The sequence below is a fragment of the Rhodococcus sp. MS16 genome (assembly GCF_013277795.1).
Lineage (GTDB): Bacteria > Actinomycetota > Actinomycetes > Mycobacteriales > Mycobacteriaceae > Rhodococcus_F > Rhodococcus_F globerula.
The window spans coordinates 944,652-965,732 of record NZ_VBTM01000005.1; the positions used below are offsets into that span (position 1 = coordinate 944,652).

The window sequence follows — 21,081 nt, forward strand, 5'->3', positions numbered from 1 at the left end:
GTCAGAGATAGACGATGCGGTACTTGATACTGCCTTTGATCCGGCCCACCAGATTACCGGTGGTCCATACCCATTCGCCCCGACGACTACGTGACCATGCCCAAGGCCACACCGGCAGCAATGCCACCACGACACCGGCATGCACGAGCGGCCAGTACCAGGCGCGGCCAGGAGCGTCGTACTGCCGCGCCACTCTGGCTTCTTCCTCGGCGTAACTCACCACCTGACGCCACGACTCGCGCATACCCGTCCGAAAGCGGTAGGCGACAATCGCTTCGGGGCTGTTACCCAAGGTGTAGCCCTTTATCTGCGCGCGCCAACAGAACTCGACATCGCTTCCGGCTGCCGGATAGCTCTCGTCCCAGCCCCCGATATCGTCGAATACCTCGCGCCAGATGCCGAGGTTGCAGCCGAAGGTGATCGGTAGGAAACGACCGAGCACTTGAAGTTCGTCAGGTTCCGGTAACGCACGCCAACGTGCCACAACCGGGTCGTTCAGGGTGTGTTTCTCCAGTGGGCCACCAACAAGATCGAAGGACGCCGACGCCGACGCCATAGCGGTGAGCCACCCGGGATGAACGCGATCGTCCTGATCGCAGTACGCCACAAACGGATACCGGCTCGCCCGCGTACCGACGTTACGCGCGGACGACGTTCCCGGCACCGACGAGGAATCGACCCAGCGAAGTGCCAGTTGATCGCGAAGCGGATGCTCCTCCACATGCGTACGCAGCGCAGACTCGCCCGCGTTGTCACTGATCACCACTTCGAAACGGCCGTCGAAGTCCTGACCCGCCAGTGCGTGCAACTGCTCGTCGAGGAGAGGCAACGCGTGGAAGGCTGCAATCACCACCGAGATGGATTCTGCTGAGCCTGCCGACCTTGCCGAATTTCTCCCCACATGGCTACTCATGTGAGTTGTCTCCCCAATTCCTCGACAGTACGACCTTCGGCCGAGAGTACCGACTCCACTATCCGGATGTAGTCCCGCACTATCTGTTCGGCACTACTGCGACGCAGTAACGCCACCGGATAGACCAGGGCTCCAGTCAGTCCACTCGGCACGTTATCCGAGAAGTGTTCGGTGATCGCGTATTCCAATTCATGCTTCGCCACACAGTTCGAGAAGGGCTCGGATCGAACCGACAGACCATGGGCGTCGATGTCGATTCCGGCTTCGGCACGTTGGAGGATCAGCGTCGCAGGGAAGAGCACATTCATCGACTCCGACTCCGGCAAGCCCAGCGCCTCGATCAACCGCGGGCCCGAGATGTCGGGATGAGCCAAACCGTCGAGCAACGACGAACGAACCTGCTCGACAACATCATCGAACGCGATCCCCTTGTCGACGTGTATCCGCATGAGTACGTCTTCGGCGAAGTTACCCACCATGTCGTCGAGAAGCCGATCGCCACGACCGGCGTTTGCCGTCGCTACCCGAACGTCGGGATTCTCGGCGAGGGCGCTCAGTTGAACGGCAAACGCGGCTTGGAGAATCATGAACAGACTGACGCCCCGGTCGTGCGCATACGCCGTCAAATCAGCATGCAACTGCGAATCGACGTCGAACTCGACGGTCTCGCCTGCCGTCTGCCACACCGCCGGCCTGGGATGATCGGATCGAAGCATCGGACGCGGTTCCCGGCCGATAACGTTCTGCCAGTGACGAACTTGTCGATTCAGTTCACTGTCCGGATCGAGCGCCGAACCCAGAATCTTGTGCTTCCAGACCGAGTAGTCACCGAATTGAACCGGCAATTCCTGCCACGAGGGTTCGAGGCCGGCGCTACGTGAGGCATACGCGATCAGAACATCACGCGTCAGCGGCCCCATTGAATACCCGTCCGCGGAAATGTGGTGCACAACGATGGCGAGAACAAACTCCTCGGTTCCCAACTGCAGCACTTGCATTCGGAACGGAAGGTCGGTGGTCACGTCGAAGTCGGACCAGAGGAACCCGTGCAGCACCGCAGCCAACTCCGACTCCGACACCTGCTTCGGCTGCAGATCCAGGGAGACGTCGGCCACTGGCACGACAACCTGAACGGGTCCGTCCGGCGTCGGCGGATAGATCGTGCGGAGCGATTCGTGGCGGGTCAAGAGATCGGTAGCGGCTGCAGCCAGCACCGTGTGGTCGATCTTGCCCCGTAGACGCAACGCAATCGGCACATTCCAATCACTGCCCTGCTGGGCGCGATTTGCCGCCCAGATTCGCTCCTGCGCAGGCGCCAGGGGTACTACCGCGCCCGCCGGACGCCTCACCAAATCGGGTCCACGGTCGGCACTGCTCGCCGCGGCGCCGACGAGAACCGCCAGTTCGGCGACGGTCTGCGCGTCGAAGACAGACCGGACCGCGATCTCTGCCGAACCGGACTCTCGCAGCCGTGCAACCACTCGTGTTGCCAGCAAAGAGTTTCCGCCGACCTGGAAGAAGTTGTCATTCATGCTGACGCTCTCGAGTTCGAGCACGTCGGCAACCGTGGCGGCAACCAATCGTTCCGTTGCATTCGTGGGCGCAACAAACTCCCGCTGCGGGATTCGAGGCTCGGGCAGACGGCCGCGGTCGATTTTGCCGTTTGCATTGTGCGGCAACTGCTCGAGCACCTCGACGACGGAAGGCACCATGTATCCCGGCAGCCGGGACCGAAGGTGTTTGTCCAGCTCCTCGAGATCGAACAGATCCGAACTCGGTGCGCTCACGTAGGCGACGAGTCGCGCGTCGGCACCGTTCGGCGAGTAGACGCTCACCACTGCTTCTCCCACACCGGGATAGCCGGCCAGTGCGGACTCGATCTCTCCCAACTCGATGCGGAATCCACGGAGCTTGAGCTGCAGGTCGATGCGGCCCAGATAAGTCAGCGAGCCGTCGCGGCGACGACTGACAAGGTCGCCTGTGCGGTAGAGCCGACCGCCCGGGGCACCGAACGGATTCGCCACGAAGCGCTCGGCAGTGAGCGCCGAACGACCCAGGTATCCACGTGCCAACTGAATTCCCGACAAGTAGAGCTCGCCCGCTACTCCGTCCGGAACGTGGTGCAAACGAGAGTCCAGAACGTACGCAGACACACCCGGTTCGGGCAGGCCGATAGGTATCGCGCGGGTGTCGGCGCCGGACACACGATGCCGAGTGGCGCTGACCGCTACCTCGGTGGGACCGTAGAGATTATGCAGGCTCGCAGTGGATATAGCGCCGAACCTCGCTGCAAGTGATACCGGCAATTCCTCACCGATGCACAGCACATTCCGCACGCATTCGGGAAATCCGGTGTCGGCCGCTGCCGTGAGCATCAGCAACATCGAAGGAACAAGATGTACGTCGGTGATCGACTCCTTCTCGATGACCGACAGCAACACCTCGGGTTCGAATTGCGAGTCCTGCGGTGCCAGCACGAGTCTGGCACCCACGTGCAGCGCCCACCAGTACTCCCAGATCGACAGATCGAAGCCTGCCGACGTCTTGACGAGCACGGCACTCGACGCGTCCATCGGGTATTCCTGCTGCATCCCGCGCAACTGATTGACCACCGCGGCATGGGGTACCACGACGCCCTTGGGTACACCCGTCGACCCTGACGTGAAAATCACGTATGCCGGGTGATCACCACGCAGCGGCGCGCGGCGCTCGACATCGGTCATCGCACCTGTGGAATGACCGCTCAGATCGAGTGTATGAAGGTCGACCTCCACCCAACTTCCACTGCCCACTCCGTCCGCACCACCTGCGGTCACCACCACGCTGGGTGCAGCCGTGTCCAACACGAGCGCAATTCGCTCTGTGGGCTGCGTGAGTTCCACCGGCACGTAGGCGCCGCCCGCCTCGACCACCGCGTACATCGCGATCACCTGGTCGATCGAACGCCGAACAGCAACTGCCACCTGAGTTTCCGGCCCAACTCCGAGCTCGACGAGATACCGCGCCAGCGCGCATACCCGCTGCTGCATCTGCGCGTAACTCAGCGTCTCATCGCCAGAGGTGATCGCGGGTGCGTCCGGACTGATCCCGACCTGTGCGTGAAACTCGGAAGCAAGTGTCACAGCTCCGTGCACCAACCCGGTTCCACCACTGGCAATCCCGTCGATGCGGCGATGATCCGCACTCGACAGCAGCGGGATATCTCCACAAGGGAGGTCCACAGAATCGATTGCGGAATCGATGATCCGGAGGTAGCGATCGGCAAAGTCGGCGATGGTACCGGAATCGAAAAGGTCGGTGGCGTAGACAATTTGCGCCGCCAATGGTCCCGATTTGCCGTCTGCGCCGGGAACCAGGGTCAGATGGAGATCGAATTCCGCCAGTTCGATATCCGGATCGACGACGGACACCTCCAGTCCCGGCAAGGCAAAGGTCATATCGCCAAGGTTCTGGAACGAGAGTGCGACCTGGAACAGGGGATGATGAGCCTGTGTCCTTGTCGGCTCCAGTACCTCCACCAGCCGTTCGAAGGGGATATCCGCGTTGGCAAATGCACCGAGATCCACTTCTCGCACCATGTCGATCGCATCGGAAAAACTCGTTGACGGCGGCAAAACCGTCCGCAGCGCAAGGGTATTGACGAACATACCGACCACCGGATCAAGAGCCTGCTCGCCGCGGCCGGCGACGGGAGTTCCGATCGTGACGTCATCGGTGCCGGCAAGTCGCCCGAGGAGCACCGCCAAAGCGGTGTGCATGAGCATGAATACCGTAACGCCTCGAGCAGCGGCAAGATCGCGCAGCGAAGTGTGCAGTTCTGCGTTCACCTCGAACTGATATCTGGCACCCACAAACGACTGCCGTGCAGGCCGAGGACGATCACAGGGAAGATCGAGCACTTCCGGGGCACCGCTCAGTTGCCCGCGCCAGTAGCCGAGTTGTTGCGCAGCAACCGAACCCGATTCCTTCTCGTCACCGAGCACCGTTCGCTGCCAGATCGCGAAGTCGGCGTACTGGATCGCGAGTGGCGCCCACGTAGGTGCGAATCCGCTGATGCGAGCCGCGTACGCAGTCATCGTGTCTGCCGCCAGCTGCGCCATCGAATAGCCGTCGGCACTGATGTGGTGAACAACCAGCACCAGTACATGGACGGGAACTGCATCCGCATCTCGGCCACCCACCCGGAGCAGGTCGACATGGATCGGAACCCTCGCGGTGACGTCGAAGGGTGTTCTCGCCGACGTCAGAATACGCTCGTGCAGAGAAGTTTCCGGAGTCCACTCGGCTTGCAACTCCGCGTCGAGCGATGACGGCGGCAGCACGTCCTGATACGGACCGGCCACTGCATCCGGGTACACCGTCCGCAGCACCTCGTGCCGTGTTACGACGTCCGTGATCGCCGACCCGAGCGCTACCACGTCAAGGTCACCCGTCACACGCAGCACAATCGGAATGTTCTCCGTAGCCGACGTCGGATCGAAACGATTGAGGAACCACATCCTCTGCTGCGCAAGCGACAACGGGACGCGTTCGGGACGTGCAAGCGCGCGCAGCGGTGGACGCGACGAAGCACCTCGAGTGATTCGTGGTGCCAACTCCGCCACTGTGGGTGCGTCGAAAAGATCACGCACACTCAACCCTGCGTCGAATGCCTCGTTTGCACGGGCTACCAATCGAGTGGCAAGCAAGGAATTGCCGCCGATCTCGAAGAATCCGTCGTGAATACCCACGGTTGCCGAGCCGGTCACTGTTTCGAAGATGCCGGCCAGTGTCATTTCGTCATCGGTTCGCGGCGCCACGTACACACGTTGCTCGAAAACAGGTTCAGGCAGGGCTTTTCGATCCAGTTTTCCGGCCGGCGTCACAGGCAGCGAATCGATGAACGTAATCGATGCCGGACGCATGTACGTCGGCAGATGTGCCGCGAGGTGTGCGCGCAATCCTGCACGTTCAATCTCGACACCTCGGTGAGCGAGCACATACGCCACCAGCACCGGTTCGGATGCTTGCGGACCACGGTAGGCGATCGCCACCGCAGCAGCGACATTCGGATAAGTCGCTACGGCCGACTCCACCTCACCCAATTCGATCCGGTAACCCCGGATCTTCACCTGATCGTCGCCGCGCCCGCAATACCGGAGCTCTCGAGTAGCGGCGTTCGAACCCGTCACACGTACCCGGTCGCCCGTTCGATAGGTGCGAGAACCCGGAGCGCCGTCCGGGTCCGCGACGAAGCGGGACGCCGTCAGGCCTGGTTTTCCGTGATAACCCCTGGCCAACGCAGCGCCGGACAGATACAGCTCACCCTCGATACCCGGTGGAACCGGCACAAGCCCGTCCCCACGCACCACGGCCGTTGTACCCACTACGGGAGCGCCGATCGACACCGCCACTGACGGATCCATCGGACCGCATTGTGTTGCCATCACCGTGGATTCGGTAGGTCCGTACGCGTTGTACATCCGTCGCCCGGCGCCCCACGTCCGAACCAGAGCCTCGGAGCATTGGTCACCGCCGACGATGACCACCGACAGTTCCGGTAGGTGTTGCGCATCCATCGACTCCAACGCAGACGGGGTTACAAAAGCGTGAGTGACGTGCTGTTCGCGAAGGAGCTGCGTCAGCTCTGTGCCGCCGTACACGTCGTCGGGGACGACAACCATCGCCGCACCCACACCGAACGCCAAGAGCAACTCGAGTACCGAGGCATCGAAGCTCGTCGACGCGAATTGCATAGTGCGCGAACGGGCATCGACTCCGTAGTGCTTCTGCGCCTCCACAAATGCGGACAGGCCGCCGTGAGTGACCGCTACTGCTTTCGGCGTGCCGGTCGAGCCTGACGTGTAGATCAGATATGCGACGTTGGACAAACGGATCGGGGAGCGTCGGTCGCTGTCCACGATCGGGGCACCATCCGGCTCACTCCGGCTCCGCAGATCACCGAGGTCCAACACCTCGATCCGAGCAGAAAGATTCGCCGACAGAACCCGTTCCACGTCAGACCCTATAACTAGCGTCGTACCTGAATCCTCGAGCATGTGCACGATGCGATCGGCCGGGTAATTCGGATCGACGGGAAGGAACGCGGCCCCGGACTTTGCTACTGCCCACACCGCAATCACGTAGTCGAACGAGCGGGGTACACAAATCGCGACAACGGATTCCGGACCGAAACCGCGTCGAATCAATGTGCGCGCCAGAATATTCGACGCTCGGTCCAACTCGACGTAGGACAACTGTCCGCCACGGTCAGGATCGATCAGTGCCGTCGTGCCGAGCGAAACCCCACCCTCCAGGATCTCGGGCAACGTCAGCCGCGTTCCGTCGAACGGCACAGCCTCCGGAAATTGATCCGTGGCAAGTCGCAGATCGATCGAACGCACGGCAATCGTTGCATCGGCCGCAACCACGTTCAACACGCGTGCGAGCCGATCTACCAGGCTCTGAGCCGTCGACTCGTCGAACAGGTCTGTGGCATAGGCCAATTCCAGATCCAGCCCGGAAGGTTCGCCCGAGACACCCAGCGTTGACGTTGCGCTCCACTCGAGGTCGAAGCGCACCGAACCGGTGTCGATTGGTTCCACCTCGACGCCGCCGAGATCGCCGGCCGCAATCTGCACCAGGTCTGCAGCCGATTCGTCGACCGTGACCGTGCTCTGGAACACCGGGTGGTGGCTTCGCATCGGCAACACTCCGACGGCCTCCACGACGTGCTCGAACGCGACGTCTGCGTTTGCCAGCGCCGCGAGATCTTGTGCGCGCACCACGGCAAGAAGCTCGCCGAACGAGGCAACGGGATCAACTGCCGTACGCAACGCCACCGTTCCCACGAACATGCCGATCGTATCGGCCAAACGCGGGTCGTTTCGGCCCGAAACCGGTGTCCCCACAACGATGTCCGACCCCGCGCCCAGTTGGGACAGCAAGGCCACCACACCGGCGTGCACGACCATGAACATCGAAACCTGCTGCGCTCGGGCGAGATCTGCCAAGCCTTCGCGGACAGCCGGCGTCAGAGGGCAACTGACCCGCGCTCCGCGCTGAGTGGGCTGATCGGTTCGTGGCCTGTCCCACGGAAGTTCGAGCAGGGCCGGAGCGTCGGCAAGCGCTTCTCGCCAGTATGCAAGCTGCTGCCCCGCAACAGACTGCGGATCGCGTGGGTCACCGATCGCCGCACGATTCCACAACACGTAATCGGCATACTGATGCACCAGCGGAGCCCACTGCGGGCTGCCGCCCGAAACTCGAGCAACGTACGCCTGCACCAGTTCCCGCAACAGGATCGGTATCGATGCGCCGTCTCCGGCAATATGATGCAGTACCAGAACGAGTGTGTGGCGGTCTGTACCGACACGGAGGCAGTGCACCCGCAATGGCCCACGAGCAGTGATATCGAAGCTGCCCGAGATCAACTCACGAATCCGCGCGGTGCGCTGTTCGGAACCGGTATCGCTCAAGTCCTCGAAAGTGACTGCCGCACTGTCGGTACCTGGTGCGTCCGCTTCCTGGACGACCTGTGCGACGCCGTCGCCGCTCTCGACATACACCGTGCGCAGAACCTCGTGCCGGATCACCAGATCACCTACCGCCGCAACAAGTGCCGCGACGTTCAGGTCGTTGTTCACCGTTACTGCCCCAGCGATGTTGTAGGCCGCCGACGAGGGATCGAGTCGGTTCAGAACCCACATTCTCTGTTGAGCCGGCGAGAGCGGCAGCCGCTCCGGCCGAGCCAGCTCCCCCAGACGCGCGGACTCCTCGACGCGGCGAGGCAACTGCGCGAGTGCATCTGCCAGCCCGGCCACTGTCGGATTGTCGAAAATATCGCGCAATCGGAGGTCCGCGCCCATCCGCGCGTTGACCTCACCGATTATGCGATTGGCCACCAGCGAATTTCCGCCGAGATCGAAGAAGTCCCGGTCGACGCTCACCTCGTCGTGGCCCAGCACCGCGCGGAACACCTCGGCGATCGCGGCTTCGGCCGCGTTTCGCGGTGCAAGAACCACTCGGTCGATCGGCCGTTCCGGAGTCGGCAGGGCTCGGCGATCGAGCTTGCCGGTAGATCCGAGCGGGAGTTCGCTCAGCACTGTGACCGAGCTGGGCACCATGTACGCAGGCAAAGTCTGCCGCACATCCGCCAGTAGTTGTGCCGTGTCGGGAACGATGTCACCCGTAAGCACCACGTAGGTAGCGATTTCGGCACCGGTCGCCGGATTTTCGTAGACCGTTGCCACCGCACCGGCAACACCCGGCAGTCCGACGAAGGCTGCCTCGATGTCCCCCAGTTCCAGTCGCTGACCTCGCAGCTTCACCTGGAAGTCACTGCGCCCCAGATACTCGAGGGTCCCGTCAGCACGCCACGCGACCACGTCACCTGTTCGGTACATCCGCGTGCCCGGGGCGAACGGGTTCGCGAGGAAGTGACCGGCTGACAGATCGCTCCGCCCGACATAGCCCCGCGCCAACTGAACGCCCGCCAGATACAACTCTCCACGAACGCCGACAGGGACGGGATTCAATCGCGAATCCAAGACGTAAACAGCGGTGCCGCTTACCGGGGAGCCTATCGAGATCTCCGGCCCGTCCAGAGCCACCGAGCGAGGCACCTCGACTGCGGTGACGTCCACAGCGGCCTCGGTGGGGCCGTAGAGGTTGTGCATCTCGACCTGCGCCAAACGGTGAAGCGCGGCAGCACTCGTCAGTGACAGTGCCTCGCCACTGGTGAATACGATGCGCAGGCTCCGGAACATGGGTGCGCTCTCGACATGAGAGCCGACAAATGCATCCAGCATCGAAGGAACGAAGTGAACCACCGTCACCTGTGACCGGTCGATCAACTCCCCCAGATATCGCGGATCGCGGTGGCCGTCCGGCGAGGCGATCACCAGCGTTGCCCCGATCACCGCAGGCAGTAACAGCTCCCACACCGACACGTCGAACGTCGCCGGTGTCTTGAGCAGGAACACGTCTTCTCGCTCGAGGGAGTAATCATCTCTCATCCACGTCAGACGGTTGACCAGACTCTCATGTGACACCACAACGCCCTTCGGCTCACCGGTGGAACCAGACGTGAAGATCACGTATGCCGGATGTCCACCGAGCAGCGGGCGTATGCGGTCGCAATCCTCGATCGGATCGGACGAGTAATGCGCAGTGTCGAATTCAGCCAGTACCGCCTCGGTGATCGTCAGCGTCGCACCGGCAGCTGACATCATCGCGTCGATCCTCGGGCGAGGCAGGCCGGGATCCACCGGTAGATAGGCTCCACCAGCGGCCAGCACGGCGTGCACTGACACGACAAGGTCGATTCCGCGCGGAAGTTCCAGTGCCACTATCTTTTCCGGACCAATTCCGCGATCGATCAGCAGCCTGGCCAAGCTGTTCACCCGAGATCGGAATTCGTCTTCGGTCAGTACCTGATCCGCCGATCTCAACGCCACGGCGTCGCTGCTCGGTGCAGCTCGCTCGGCGAGCAACTCGGAGTACGTGCAGGGCACTCCGACAACAGTTTTGGGACCACTGCCCCAATTGTCGAGGATCAGCTCTCGCTCGGTGCGCCCGAGAATATCCGCCGAGCCGATCCCGGCGGCGGGATCAGCGACCAACGTCGCAAGCAACCCGGTGAATCGCTGCGCAATGGACACTGCCGTCGCCCGGTCGAAGATATCAACGGCGTAGGTCAGCAGGACGTCGAGCGCCTGCTCCGGATCCGGATCTGTCGCAACAGTCAGATGCAGATCGAAACGCGACACCGGTAGATCGATGGGGATCGGACGCGCTCTCACCCCGGCCAATTCGATCTCTGTGGGAACCGCATCCTGAAAAGCCAGCATCACCTGGAAAAGCGGGTGAAATGAACCCGAGCGCGGTGGATCGAGTGCGGCCACAACCTGTTCGAACGGAACATCGCTGTTACTCATCGCCTCGATGTCCGAGCGACTCACCTGCGCCACGAGGTCGTCGAACGAGAGGTCCGGATCGACGGCAGTACGCAGAACCACTGTGCCGACAAACATTCCGACGAGGTTGTCCACCGACTCATGGGTACGTCCGGCAACGGGCGTACCGACCGCGACGTCGCCCTGACCGGACAACCGTGCCAACAGAACCGCGACGACAGAGTGGACTACGGCAAACAGAGTTGTGCGGCGCGAACGAGCGAACCCTCGCAACAGTTGGTGCACGTCGCCGCTCACCTGGAACCGCACAGTGTCGCCCTCGGCAGAGCGCACCTGACCGCGGGGCCGATCTGTTGGCAGATCAAGCACCGCTGGTAGGTCGGCCAACGCCGACTGCCAGTATTCGAGTTGTCCGTCGAAGCGCCCGGTAGCGGTCGCGGTATCGGATACAAGACTCCGCTGCCATAGTGCAAAATCTGCATACTGCAACGGAAGTGGCGACCACGCCGGCGCGTTGCCGTTGGCCCGTGCCGAGTACGCACTCATCAGGTCACGGATCAAGGGGCCCATCGACAGACCGTCCGCCGAAATATGATGCACCACAAGCACGAGAACGTGCGCATGGTCACCGATCCGGAGCAGGACCCCGCGGAGCGGTACCTCGCGGGTCAGATCGAAGCCCCGACCGGCGAGTTTCGCGATCAGCTCGCCCACGTTCTCCGGTTCGACGTCGACTGCCGGCTGCAAAATCCACGACGGCGCGTCGAGAACATGCTGGCGGGCAACACCATCGAACTCCGGGTAGTAGGTCCGCAGCACCTCGTGACGATCGACGATGTCCGACATCGCCGTCGCCAAGGCCGACGGGTCGAGATCGCCGTCCAGACCGAGGGCAACCGGGAGGTTGTACACCGGCGACTGCGGATCGAGCCGGCCGAGAAACCACATACGTTCCTGCGCTACGGACAGCGGCACAATGTCCGGACGCGGCGGTGGCGGCAGCGGCGGCACACCGAAGGCGGCCGAGCTGCGGGGCGCACTCTCGATCCAATGGGCCAACTCGGCAACGGTCGGAGCCTCGAAAAGCGCCCGGATCGGAACCTCCCTTGAGAACACTCCCGTCAGCTTGTGTGTCACCCTCGTTGCGACCAGTGAGTTTCCACCGATCTCGAAGAAATTGTCGGCTCGTCCGACGTTCTCGATCCCGAGGATCTCCTCGATGACTTCGGCAACCTGCTGTTCGACGTGCCCTTGCGGCGAGCGGTATTCACGAAGCACGGGAGTCGGTTCCGGCAAAGTCCGCCGATCGATTTTGCCGTTCGCATTCAGTGGGATCGAGTCGAGAACCTCGAGAACAGTGGGCACCATGTAGCCCGGCAGCACACCCTTGAGATCGGCAAGAACGGCTGATCCGTCGAAGGTGGCGCCCTCTGCGGGAACTATGTACGCCACCAAGGACGCCGATTCCGGAGCCGACCGCCACTCGTGGACGATGACCGCGCACGCACGCACACGCCGATCTCGGCCGAGCGCCGCTTCGATCTCCCCCAGTTCGATGCGCTGGCCCCGCAGTTTGATCTGGGAATCATTACGGCCCAGGTACTCCAGCACACCGTTCTTACGATGGCGAACCAGGTCACCGGTGCGGTACATCCGTCGTCCTTCTCCGGACCACGGTCCCGCCACAAATCGTTCGGCGGTCAGATCCGCCCGACCCTCGTACCACGACGCCAACTGCGCACCGCCGAGATACAACTCGCCGGGAACGCCGAGCGGGACCTGCTTCAGACGCGAATCCAGCACCAGCAGCTGTGTATTCCACACCGGTGTGCCGATCGGGACGGTGGCGTCCTGCACGTCGTCGCAGTCGAACGCAGTGACGCTCACCGCTGCCTCGGTCGGTCCGTAGAGGTTGTGAATCTCGACGTCGAGATTGCGTCGAAGTTCTACAACAGTGTGCGGACGCAACGCTTCACCGATGCACAGAACACGGCGCAGCGACGGCTGATCCACTCCGCCACCGGATTCGAGAAACGCGTCGAGGAGCGAGGGAACAAAATGTGCTGTCGTGACCTCGAAGTCACGCATCGCCGTGGCGACATACTCCGGATCACGATGTCCGTCCGGCCGGGCGAGCGCCAACCGCGCGCCGCTGATCAACGGCCAGAACAGTTCCCACACCGACAGGTCGAACGTGATCGGCGTCTTCTGAAGCACGGTGTCTGTGCCGCCGAGCGGGTACCGATCCTGCTTCCAGAGCAGTTGATTCACTACCGCCGAATGCGAAACCGCGACGCCCTTCGGCATTCCCGTCGATCCCGACGTGTAGATCACGTACGCCGTGTTGTCCGGTCGCAGGGGGCGAATCCTGACTCGGTCCGTGATCGGACCAGACCTCTCGGCGGGCACGCCTTGGCTATCCACCACCAAGACGTCGACCGGGCTGACTCGGGCCGCAGCCTCACACTGGGTACGGACCGCTTCTACGGTCAGCATCAAGACGGGCGACGCGGAGGACAGAATCCGCGCAATCCGTTCGGTGGGAGCACTCGGGTCGACGGGTACGTACGCGGCACCCGCTTGCAGTACCGCGCACAGTGCCACCATCATGGCCGGCGAACGCTCGATGGCGACGGCAACACGATCCTCGGTTCCGATCCCCTTCGAGATCAGCGTCCTGGCCAGATCTTCGACCTGGCAAGCGAACTCGCCGTAGGACATCGACATCGTGTCCGTGACAAGAGCAATCGCGTCGGGGGTGGCGCCTGCCTGAGCGGACAGCAGGTCGGCAAGGGTCGTGGGCGGCAGAGCATGGCGCGTGTTGTTGAGCGCACCGATCACGGTCGTCGATCGATCGGTGGTCAGATCGATATCGCCGATCACCCGATCCGACTGCGCGACTACGGCTTCCAGGATGTGCACGAACTTGTGAGCGAACCGGGCGACAGTTTCTTCGTCGAAGAGTGCGTCGGCATAGTCCCACTGCATGTGCACCTCGGTCGGCGCAGTCGGGCTGGCCTTCTCGGACAACGTCAAGTGCAGGTCGAACTTCGAAATACCCAGCTGCAGATCGATGATCTCGGCGTCGAGACCGTCGAGCACCAACGATCCGGAATTGAGATTCTGATAGGAGAATCCAACTTGGAAAAGTGGATGATGTGCGGCCGAACGCTCCGGGTTGAGTAGTTCCACCAAACGCTCGAACGGTATGTCGGCATTCGCGAACGCCCCGAGGTCTACGTCTCGAACCTGGTCGAGGAGTGCCGAGAACGTCTCGTGCGCATGCACCTTGGTACGTAAGACCACCGTGCCGACGAACATGCCGACAAGATCGTCGAGAGCTGGATCGCCGCGTCCTGCAACGGGAGTGCCCACCGAGATGTCGGACGTGGCACTGAGTCTGGCCAGCAGCACGGCCAACGCCGCGTGCATGACCATGAAAGCCGTTGCACCGGAGCGTACTGCCAGCGCCGAGACCCGTGCGAACAGATCGGCGTCGATCGAGCCGGAGAACGCCTGCCCGCTGGTCGACACAAGCGCTGGGCGAGCACGGTCGCTTGGCAGATCCAACCGAACCGGAAGGCCGCCCAGTTGCCGTGACCAGTACTCGGTCTGCGTCCTCGACAACGAATGCGGATCGAGTTCGCTGCCCATCAATTCTCGATGCCAGAGAGTGTAATCCGCGTACTGAACCGGCAAGGGCTCGAAGCCTGGATCTCGGTTCTCGAGCCGAGCCAGGTACGCCTGAGCGATATCGCGAGCCAGGGGCGCCGTCGAGGACCCGTCGGCACTGATGTGGTGGATGACGAGGATCAGTACATGTTCGCTCGGCCCAACCTTGAACAAGGCGGCGCGAAAGGGAATCTCGGAAGAAACGTCAAACCCTCGACGCGCGAAGCGTTCGAGTTCGCCGGCCAGATCTTCCCGTGAGACCTCCCGCAACGGTAGCCCCGTCGCCTGGTCGCTGATCGGAGCGATGCGCTGAATCGGTCCGTCCGGTGAATCCGGATAGCTCGTGCGCAGCACCTCGTGTCGATCGACCACGTCGCCGAATGCACCGGCAAGAGCCACATGATCGAGTTCACCCGACAGTCGAACTGCCACCGGAATGTTGTATGCAGCTGAGCCGGTGTCGAATTGATTGAGAAACCACATGCGGTGTTGTGCGGGCGAAACACCGATCGGGCTGGTTCGAGGCATGGGCCGTAATGCGGGTCGGCCGGCCTCCGGCGTGAGACCGGCGAGCTTGCCGGCAAGCGCACGCACCGACGGCGCTTCGAAAATCGATCGCACAGCCACTGTGGTGCCGAGCGCTCGCCCGAGCACACTCGCCACCCGAGTAGCTGTCAGTGAGTTTCCACCCAACGCAAAAAATTCGTCGTGCGCTCCGACGGTGTCTGCTCCGGTCGACTCGGAATAGGTTGCAGCAACCAGTGATTCCAAACCAGGTGCGGGTTCGACATACGGGGCCCGGTTCCACACCGGCGCCGGCAGAGCCGTCCGATCGAGCTTGCCGGCGGAGGTGAGCGGTATCCGATCGATCACCATCAGCGCAGAGGGAATCATGTGCGACGCCAGGAGCGGTTGCACGTGTGCGAGGACACCGGCAGTGTCGATCGCCCGACCGGAGACGGGAAGCAGATACGAGACCAGCGACGCGGAATCACCGGACGGCCCACCTTCGTAGGTGATCGTGATTGCCGACTCCACGTCGCGGTGGCTGGTAAGCGCCGCGTCGATCTCACCCAACTCGATGCGAAAACCACGGATTTTCACCTGGAAGTCGGCGCGCCCGAGATAACGCAACGTACCCTCGGGTGTCCACTGCACCAGGTCTCCGGTCCGATAGATCCGGGAACCGTTGGCCGCCAGTGGGTTTGCCACAAAAGTTGCGGCAGTCAGGGATAGTCTCCGATGGTAACCACGGGCGAGTCCCCTGCCACTGACATACAGCTCGCCGGTGACGCCCCGAGGAACCGGCTGCAGGAACTTGTCGAGCACCACCACCGACGTACCGGTGATCGGATAACCGATATCAACGGGTGCACCAGGATCCAACGGTCCGGCAACCGTCGCCATGATTGTCGACTCGGTCGGTCCGTACGCGTTGAACATCGCGCGCCCGCGCGCCCATTTTGCTGCCAGTTCCGGCGGACACGCTTCACCACCGACAATGACCACAGCAAGGTCCGGGAGTTGTTCGGGCTCCACCGAGGCCAGCGCGGAAGGCGTCAAGAACGCGTGCGTGATTCGCTCGGCACGCAGGAAATCGGTGAGCTGTTCACCGCCGTAGAGATACGGGGGTGCAATCACCATTGCCGCCCCGGCTCCAAATGCGAGAATCAGCTCGAGGATGGATGCGTCGAATCCGGGAGACGCGAATTGCAATGTGCGAGAGTGCGGTTTCACACCGTAGCGATGCTGTTGCTCGGCCGCGAACGACGCGATCCCGGAATGGGTGATCGCCACACCTTTGGGCTTTCCGGTCGAACCGGAGGTGTAGATCAGGTATGCCACATCGCTGATCCGAATGCGAGGACGCTCAGCGTCGGTGATCGGAGCCGCAGAGGTGGAAGCGAATTCGGATCGCGCGAGCTCGTCGTCGAAATCCACAGTGATCGGGTGATACGGCCAGTTCCGACCGGCCGCGATCACCACGGCAGCGCCACAATCGGCGATCGTCGCTTCGATCCTGGCCGTCGGAAGGTCCGGATCGATGGGGACGAATGCGCTTCCGGACTGGAGCACTGCCAGTTCTGCGACAACCAGTCGCGGCCCCCTCGGCAGCACCACTGGCACAAAACTTCCCGGTCCGGCACCGCGGGCCAGCAACATCCGGGTGAGCTTGTTCGCGCGGGCGCCGACTTCGCGGTAGGTCAGAACCTCGTCCCCGTGAACTATCGCGGGGCTGTCCGGATGACGGCTGACGGCGCCCGTGAGGACGTTCTGCATCAGAGTGGGTTCCGGGGCGGGTCGACCGTACGCAGGTACCAGGTCACGCCGATCGTCTTCTCCGACAAGCGAAATCTCGGCGACGCGCCGATCACTGGGCGCGTTGACAAATCGATCCAGTAACTGCAGGAAGCGACTGTGGTGATTCGCGAGCTCAGCGCGGCTGTACAACGATGGGTTGGCCTCGAAGTCCACGCGCGATTCCTGGTCAGCGACGCTGGGATAAACGTTGATCGACAGGTCCTCGACCGGCCCGGTCGACAGAATGTGCAATCGTCCGGTCATCGATCCGAAAGTGAGTTCGTTGCCGAACATCATGATGTTGACGGCCGGTCCGAAAAGCCCACGCCGGCCGGAGGATTGAATCTCCCCGCGATCGGCTGCGTCCCGCCTCATATCTTCGAATCGATACCGCTGATGACGGAGTGCGCCTGTCAGCTCCAACGACGCATCCGCCACCAGATCGGCAACCGTTGTTGTTGCGGTGACTGACAATCGGATCGGAACGACGTTGGAGACCATCCCGCCCGAGTTGCGCAACAGAGCATTCACTCGCGACGAGACCGGCAAGCTCAGTACTACATCGGAGCTGCCGGTCATCTTTGCGAAGTAGAGCGCTGTGGATGCGACGGCTATCGATGAAAACGTGGCCGTCAGACGCACTACTGCGCTGTCGATCGCGGTGGCCGTCTGCGCGGGCAATGCTCCGCTGACCACCTTCGAGTGGGTGTCGAGCGTCCCGCTTCGATCGGCCAGACTGATCGGATCGGGTAGGTCGCGTAGCCGCTCTGCCCAGTGCTTCGCGTCCAGCTGGAATCTGCTCGACTGTCGGTACTTCTGTTCATCGGAGACGATTTCCGGCAACGGCACCGCCTTGCTCGGCCTGGGTTCACGACCGGCCACCGCCGCTGTGTAGCGCTCGGCAACTCTGTCGACAAGTGTCTTCGCGCCGAAACCGTCGAGCGCGATGTGATGGATGCGGGCGTACAGGAAGTGCCTGCGATCGGCGACACGAATCAGCGCCACCTCGATCGATCGATCCCGAACGATGTCGATGGGCGTGCTGTACTCGTCCTGCATCCACTCCTGAGCGGCGGCCTCGGGATCGAATTCGGAACGCAAGTCGAGTCTGATCAGTTCGTCACGCTGAGTGTCGTCGACGACTTGATACGGCACCGGCTCAGCCGCGACAAAACGAATCATCGCCGTTCCGAGTTCACGGGCGGTGTGTCTGGCTGCCTCGGTGAGCAGATCAGCGTCGAGATCCCCGTCGATCGCGACGTACTGAGCAATCGTGATCGGAACGGAGCCGGCCGCATGTTGTGCGAACCAGATACTCTTCTGCGCTGCGGACAGCTCGAACGCCCCGGCCGGCAGATTCGAGAAATCCCGAGCGCCACCAACAACTACCGACATCGCTCGTCATCCCCAATTCACACATCCACGAACCACGCTGTACACGCAAGCAGAAAAGCTTAGGCTAACCTATAGCTTCGTTCGCGAATCGACCCGGTGGCGATCGGCACAGATCAGGTGACATCCTCTCAACTCGATGGATCCCGCGCGAAACCTGGTCTGTACGCTCGTTCACGGCGAGCCGGCACGCCACCGGACTTACCCGATATCGACAAAGTGCTAGGTCGGTTCGATCCACCGACAGCGCATGGAGAGCAAATGCCCGAAGAGCCCAAAGCCGTCGTCGTCGAGGGCATCACCAAGTCATTCGGCGACGTCGAAGCACTCCGTGGAATCTCCTTCGAAGTCGAACGAGGAAGCATCCTCGGGATACTGGGCCCCAACGGCGCAGGCAAGACCACAACCGTCGACGTCCTGTCCACACTGCTCACTCCGGATTCCGGACGCGCCACTGTCGCCGGCTTCGACGTCGTGGCAGATGCCGCTCAGGTGCGCGGGCTGATCATGATGACCGGCCAGTACGCAGCCATCGACCCCACTCTCACCGGCCGCGAGAACCTGATGTTCTTCGGCAGGATGATGGGGCTCGGTCGCCGCACCGCAAAGCTACGTGCGGACGATCTACTCGAGCGATTCGAACTGACCGAAGCCGGCGTGCGCACGGTCGACGGCTACTCGGGTGGCATGCGCCGACGACTCGACATCGCCTGCGGACTTGTCGTAGAACCCTTGGTGGTCTTTCTCGACGAGCCCACCACAGGCCTCGATCCGCGCAGCCGACAAGGTTTGTGGTCGCTCATCGGCTCACTCAAAGATCTTGGGATCACCACTCTCCTCACCACCCAATATCTCGAAGAAGCCGACGTTCTCAGCGACAACATCATCGTGATCGACAAGGGACGCGTCATCGCCGAAGGCACCTCGGACAGCCTCAAAGCCGAGATCGGTGATCGCTATTGCGAAATCGTGCCGGTCGATCCGGGCGCGATACCCGCCATCATCGAACTGCTGGGCGATCTACTTCCCCCGTCTTACGAGTTCGATCCGTCGACGGCTGCCGGCACGCTGTCCATTCCTGCCGAGTCCGGAGTCGACCTGATGGCCGAAGTCATCGCTCGCACTCGCCACGCCGGTATACGACTCGCCGACATCGGATTGCGAAAGCCGTCACTCGACGATGTGTTCATGACGCTCACCGATCACGAAAACAGCAGCCGTGGTTGACCGATCCGAACTGCGAGTTCCCGAAACCGAATTCGCCGCCCGCACACCCATCCGGCCGGCGTTTCTCCCCCAATGGCTCACCCTGACCGAGCGATCACTGCGATCGATGGTGGCGGAAGGCGAATTCGTCTCGGCTGTCGTCGCGCCTTTGGTGTTCGCACTGGGTTTCTACCTGCCCCTGCGGATCGTGATGGAGGACCGCGGTCTCGACTACGCACAGTTCCTCATGCCGATCATTGTTCTGCAGGCAATGACGTTCACCGCGCTCTCAGCGGCACAACGCTCGGCGATGGACTCAGTTCGAGGTATGAGTAAGCGACTGCAGACCATGCCGGTCGGACCTCTTACCCCCCTGGCTGCACGAATGAGCGTCGCTCTGGTGCGCTCGGCAGTCTCGCTGTTCGCCTCGATCGTCTACGGCTACGTACTCGGCTTCCGATTTGTCGGTCCAAGCGCAAATATCCTGTACTTCTGCGCGTTTGCCTTGGTGTTCAGCCTCGTTCTCTCGCTCGGCGCCGACGCCATCGGATTGCTCTCGAAAAGTCCGGAGGCATCAGGGCAGGCGTTGGTTCTGCCACAGATGATCCTCGGAATGCTGTCCACCGGCTTTGTTCCCGAATCCGGTTTTCCCGAATGGGCCCGACCATTCGCTCGCAACCAGCCGATCTCGCACTTCTCTGCTGCCATGCGTGACATGGCAACCGGAACACTCACCTGGCCGACTCTGGCGCCCGCGTTGCTGTGGGCAGCGGGGTTGGCTGCCGTATTCGTTCCGTTGGCACTATGGGCAGGGGCACGGCGATCATGACCGATTCCACAGCGACGGAAGCTTCCATCCCACCGGCACCGCCGTCGAACACCGCGGCGACGCCCTTCGGTTTTCGCCCGCGTGATCAAGCCCATCACGAGACCTCACTGCGCGCGTTGTCGGTCCAGAGCGGACAACAGTGCAAGCGGATCCTGATCAAGTGGTCACGCGATCCGGTCACCTTGGCGCAGTCGCTGTTGTATCCCGCGCTCATGGTGTTGATGTTCCGACTCGTACTGGGCGAATCGATCTCCGAACGAACCGGAGTGAGCAGCTCGTACGGAATGGTCCCGATGGTTGCGTTGGTGGGAGCCATGGCCGGCGCCTCCGTCAGCGGAATCGGCCTGCGCCGCGAGCTGGCAGGCGGAATGCTCCACAAGTTCTGGACGATGCCGGTGCATCGGTCGTCGGCACTGCTCGGGCGTCTGTGCGCCGAGGTCGTGCGGATCCTCGTCACTACGGTGCTGATCTTCGTCGTCGGAACGTTCATCGGCTTCCGCATCGAGACCGGGATACTCGGTCTGCTCGGAATGCTGGGCGTCGCGGTGCTCTTCGGTATCTCGTTCTCGATCATGGTCACCGCGATTACGCTGCTGACGAACAAGTCGACCATCACCGAATGGATCGCGATCACGACCAATCTGCTGATGTTCTTCAACTCGGGATTCGTTCCGGTGGACGCCTACCCGACGTGGCTCCAGCCCGTCGTGGAGTACCAACCACTCAGCTGCGCAGTCGATGCCATCCGTGGCCTCGCGCTGAACGGCGAGATCGCCCGCCCGATGTTCCTGACCTGTGCGTGGTCCGTCGGTATCCTCGCGGTGTTTCTGCGTCCTGCCGTCATCGGTTACCGCAAAGCGTCCCGCAAGTAG

At 62.2% G+C, this 21,081-nt stretch carries 5 protein-coding genes; 3 read left to right on the forward strand and 2 right to left on the reverse strand.

Features of this window, described 5'->3' with window-relative positions:
* Window position 1 precedes the first annotated feature (1 nt).
* Both FEZ60_RS17095 and FEZ60_RS17100 read right to left on the reverse strand, forming a co-directional pair.
* Complete coding sequence (locus FEZ60_RS17095) at window positions 2–913, reverse strand: glycosyltransferase (protein ID WP_172936567.1); 912 nt, start codon at window positions 911–913, stop codon at window positions 2–4.
* A complete protein-coding gene (locus FEZ60_RS17100; protein WP_172936568.1) occupies window positions 910–18,177 on the reverse strand; it encodes a non-ribosomal peptide synthetase in 17,268 nt (5,755 codons plus the stop codon). Before FEZ60_RS17100 ends, FEZ60_RS17095 begins: the two co-directional genes overlap by 4 nt.
* A 258-nt stretch (window positions 18,178–18,435) precedes the next feature.
* On the opposite strand from FEZ60_RS17100, the gene FEZ60_RS17105 reads away from it, so the two are divergent.
* The 3 genes from FEZ60_RS17105 to FEZ60_RS17115 are packed head-to-tail and all read left to right on the forward strand — an operon-like array spanning window position 18,436 to window position 21,081.
* Window positions 18,436–19,401, forward strand: coding sequence for a daunorubicin resistance protein DrrA family ABC transporter ATP-binding protein (locus FEZ60_RS17105; protein ID WP_045064598.1), 966 nt, complete (start codon window positions 18,436–18,438; stop codon window positions 19,399–19,401).
* 10 nt (window positions 19,402–19,411) lie between these two features.
* Window positions 19,412–20,209, forward strand: coding sequence for an ABC transporter permease (locus tag FEZ60_RS17110; protein WP_233365137.1), 798 nt, complete (start codon window positions 19,412–19,414; stop codon window positions 20,207–20,209).
* Window positions 20,206–21,081 carry an ABC transporter permease gene (locus FEZ60_RS17115; protein ID WP_045066674.1) on the forward strand — a complete coding sequence of 292 codons (876 nt, stop codon included), beginning with the start codon at window positions 20,206–20,208 and terminating at the stop codon, window positions 21,079–21,081. The genes FEZ60_RS17110 and FEZ60_RS17115 overlap by 4 nt, the downstream gene beginning before the upstream one ends.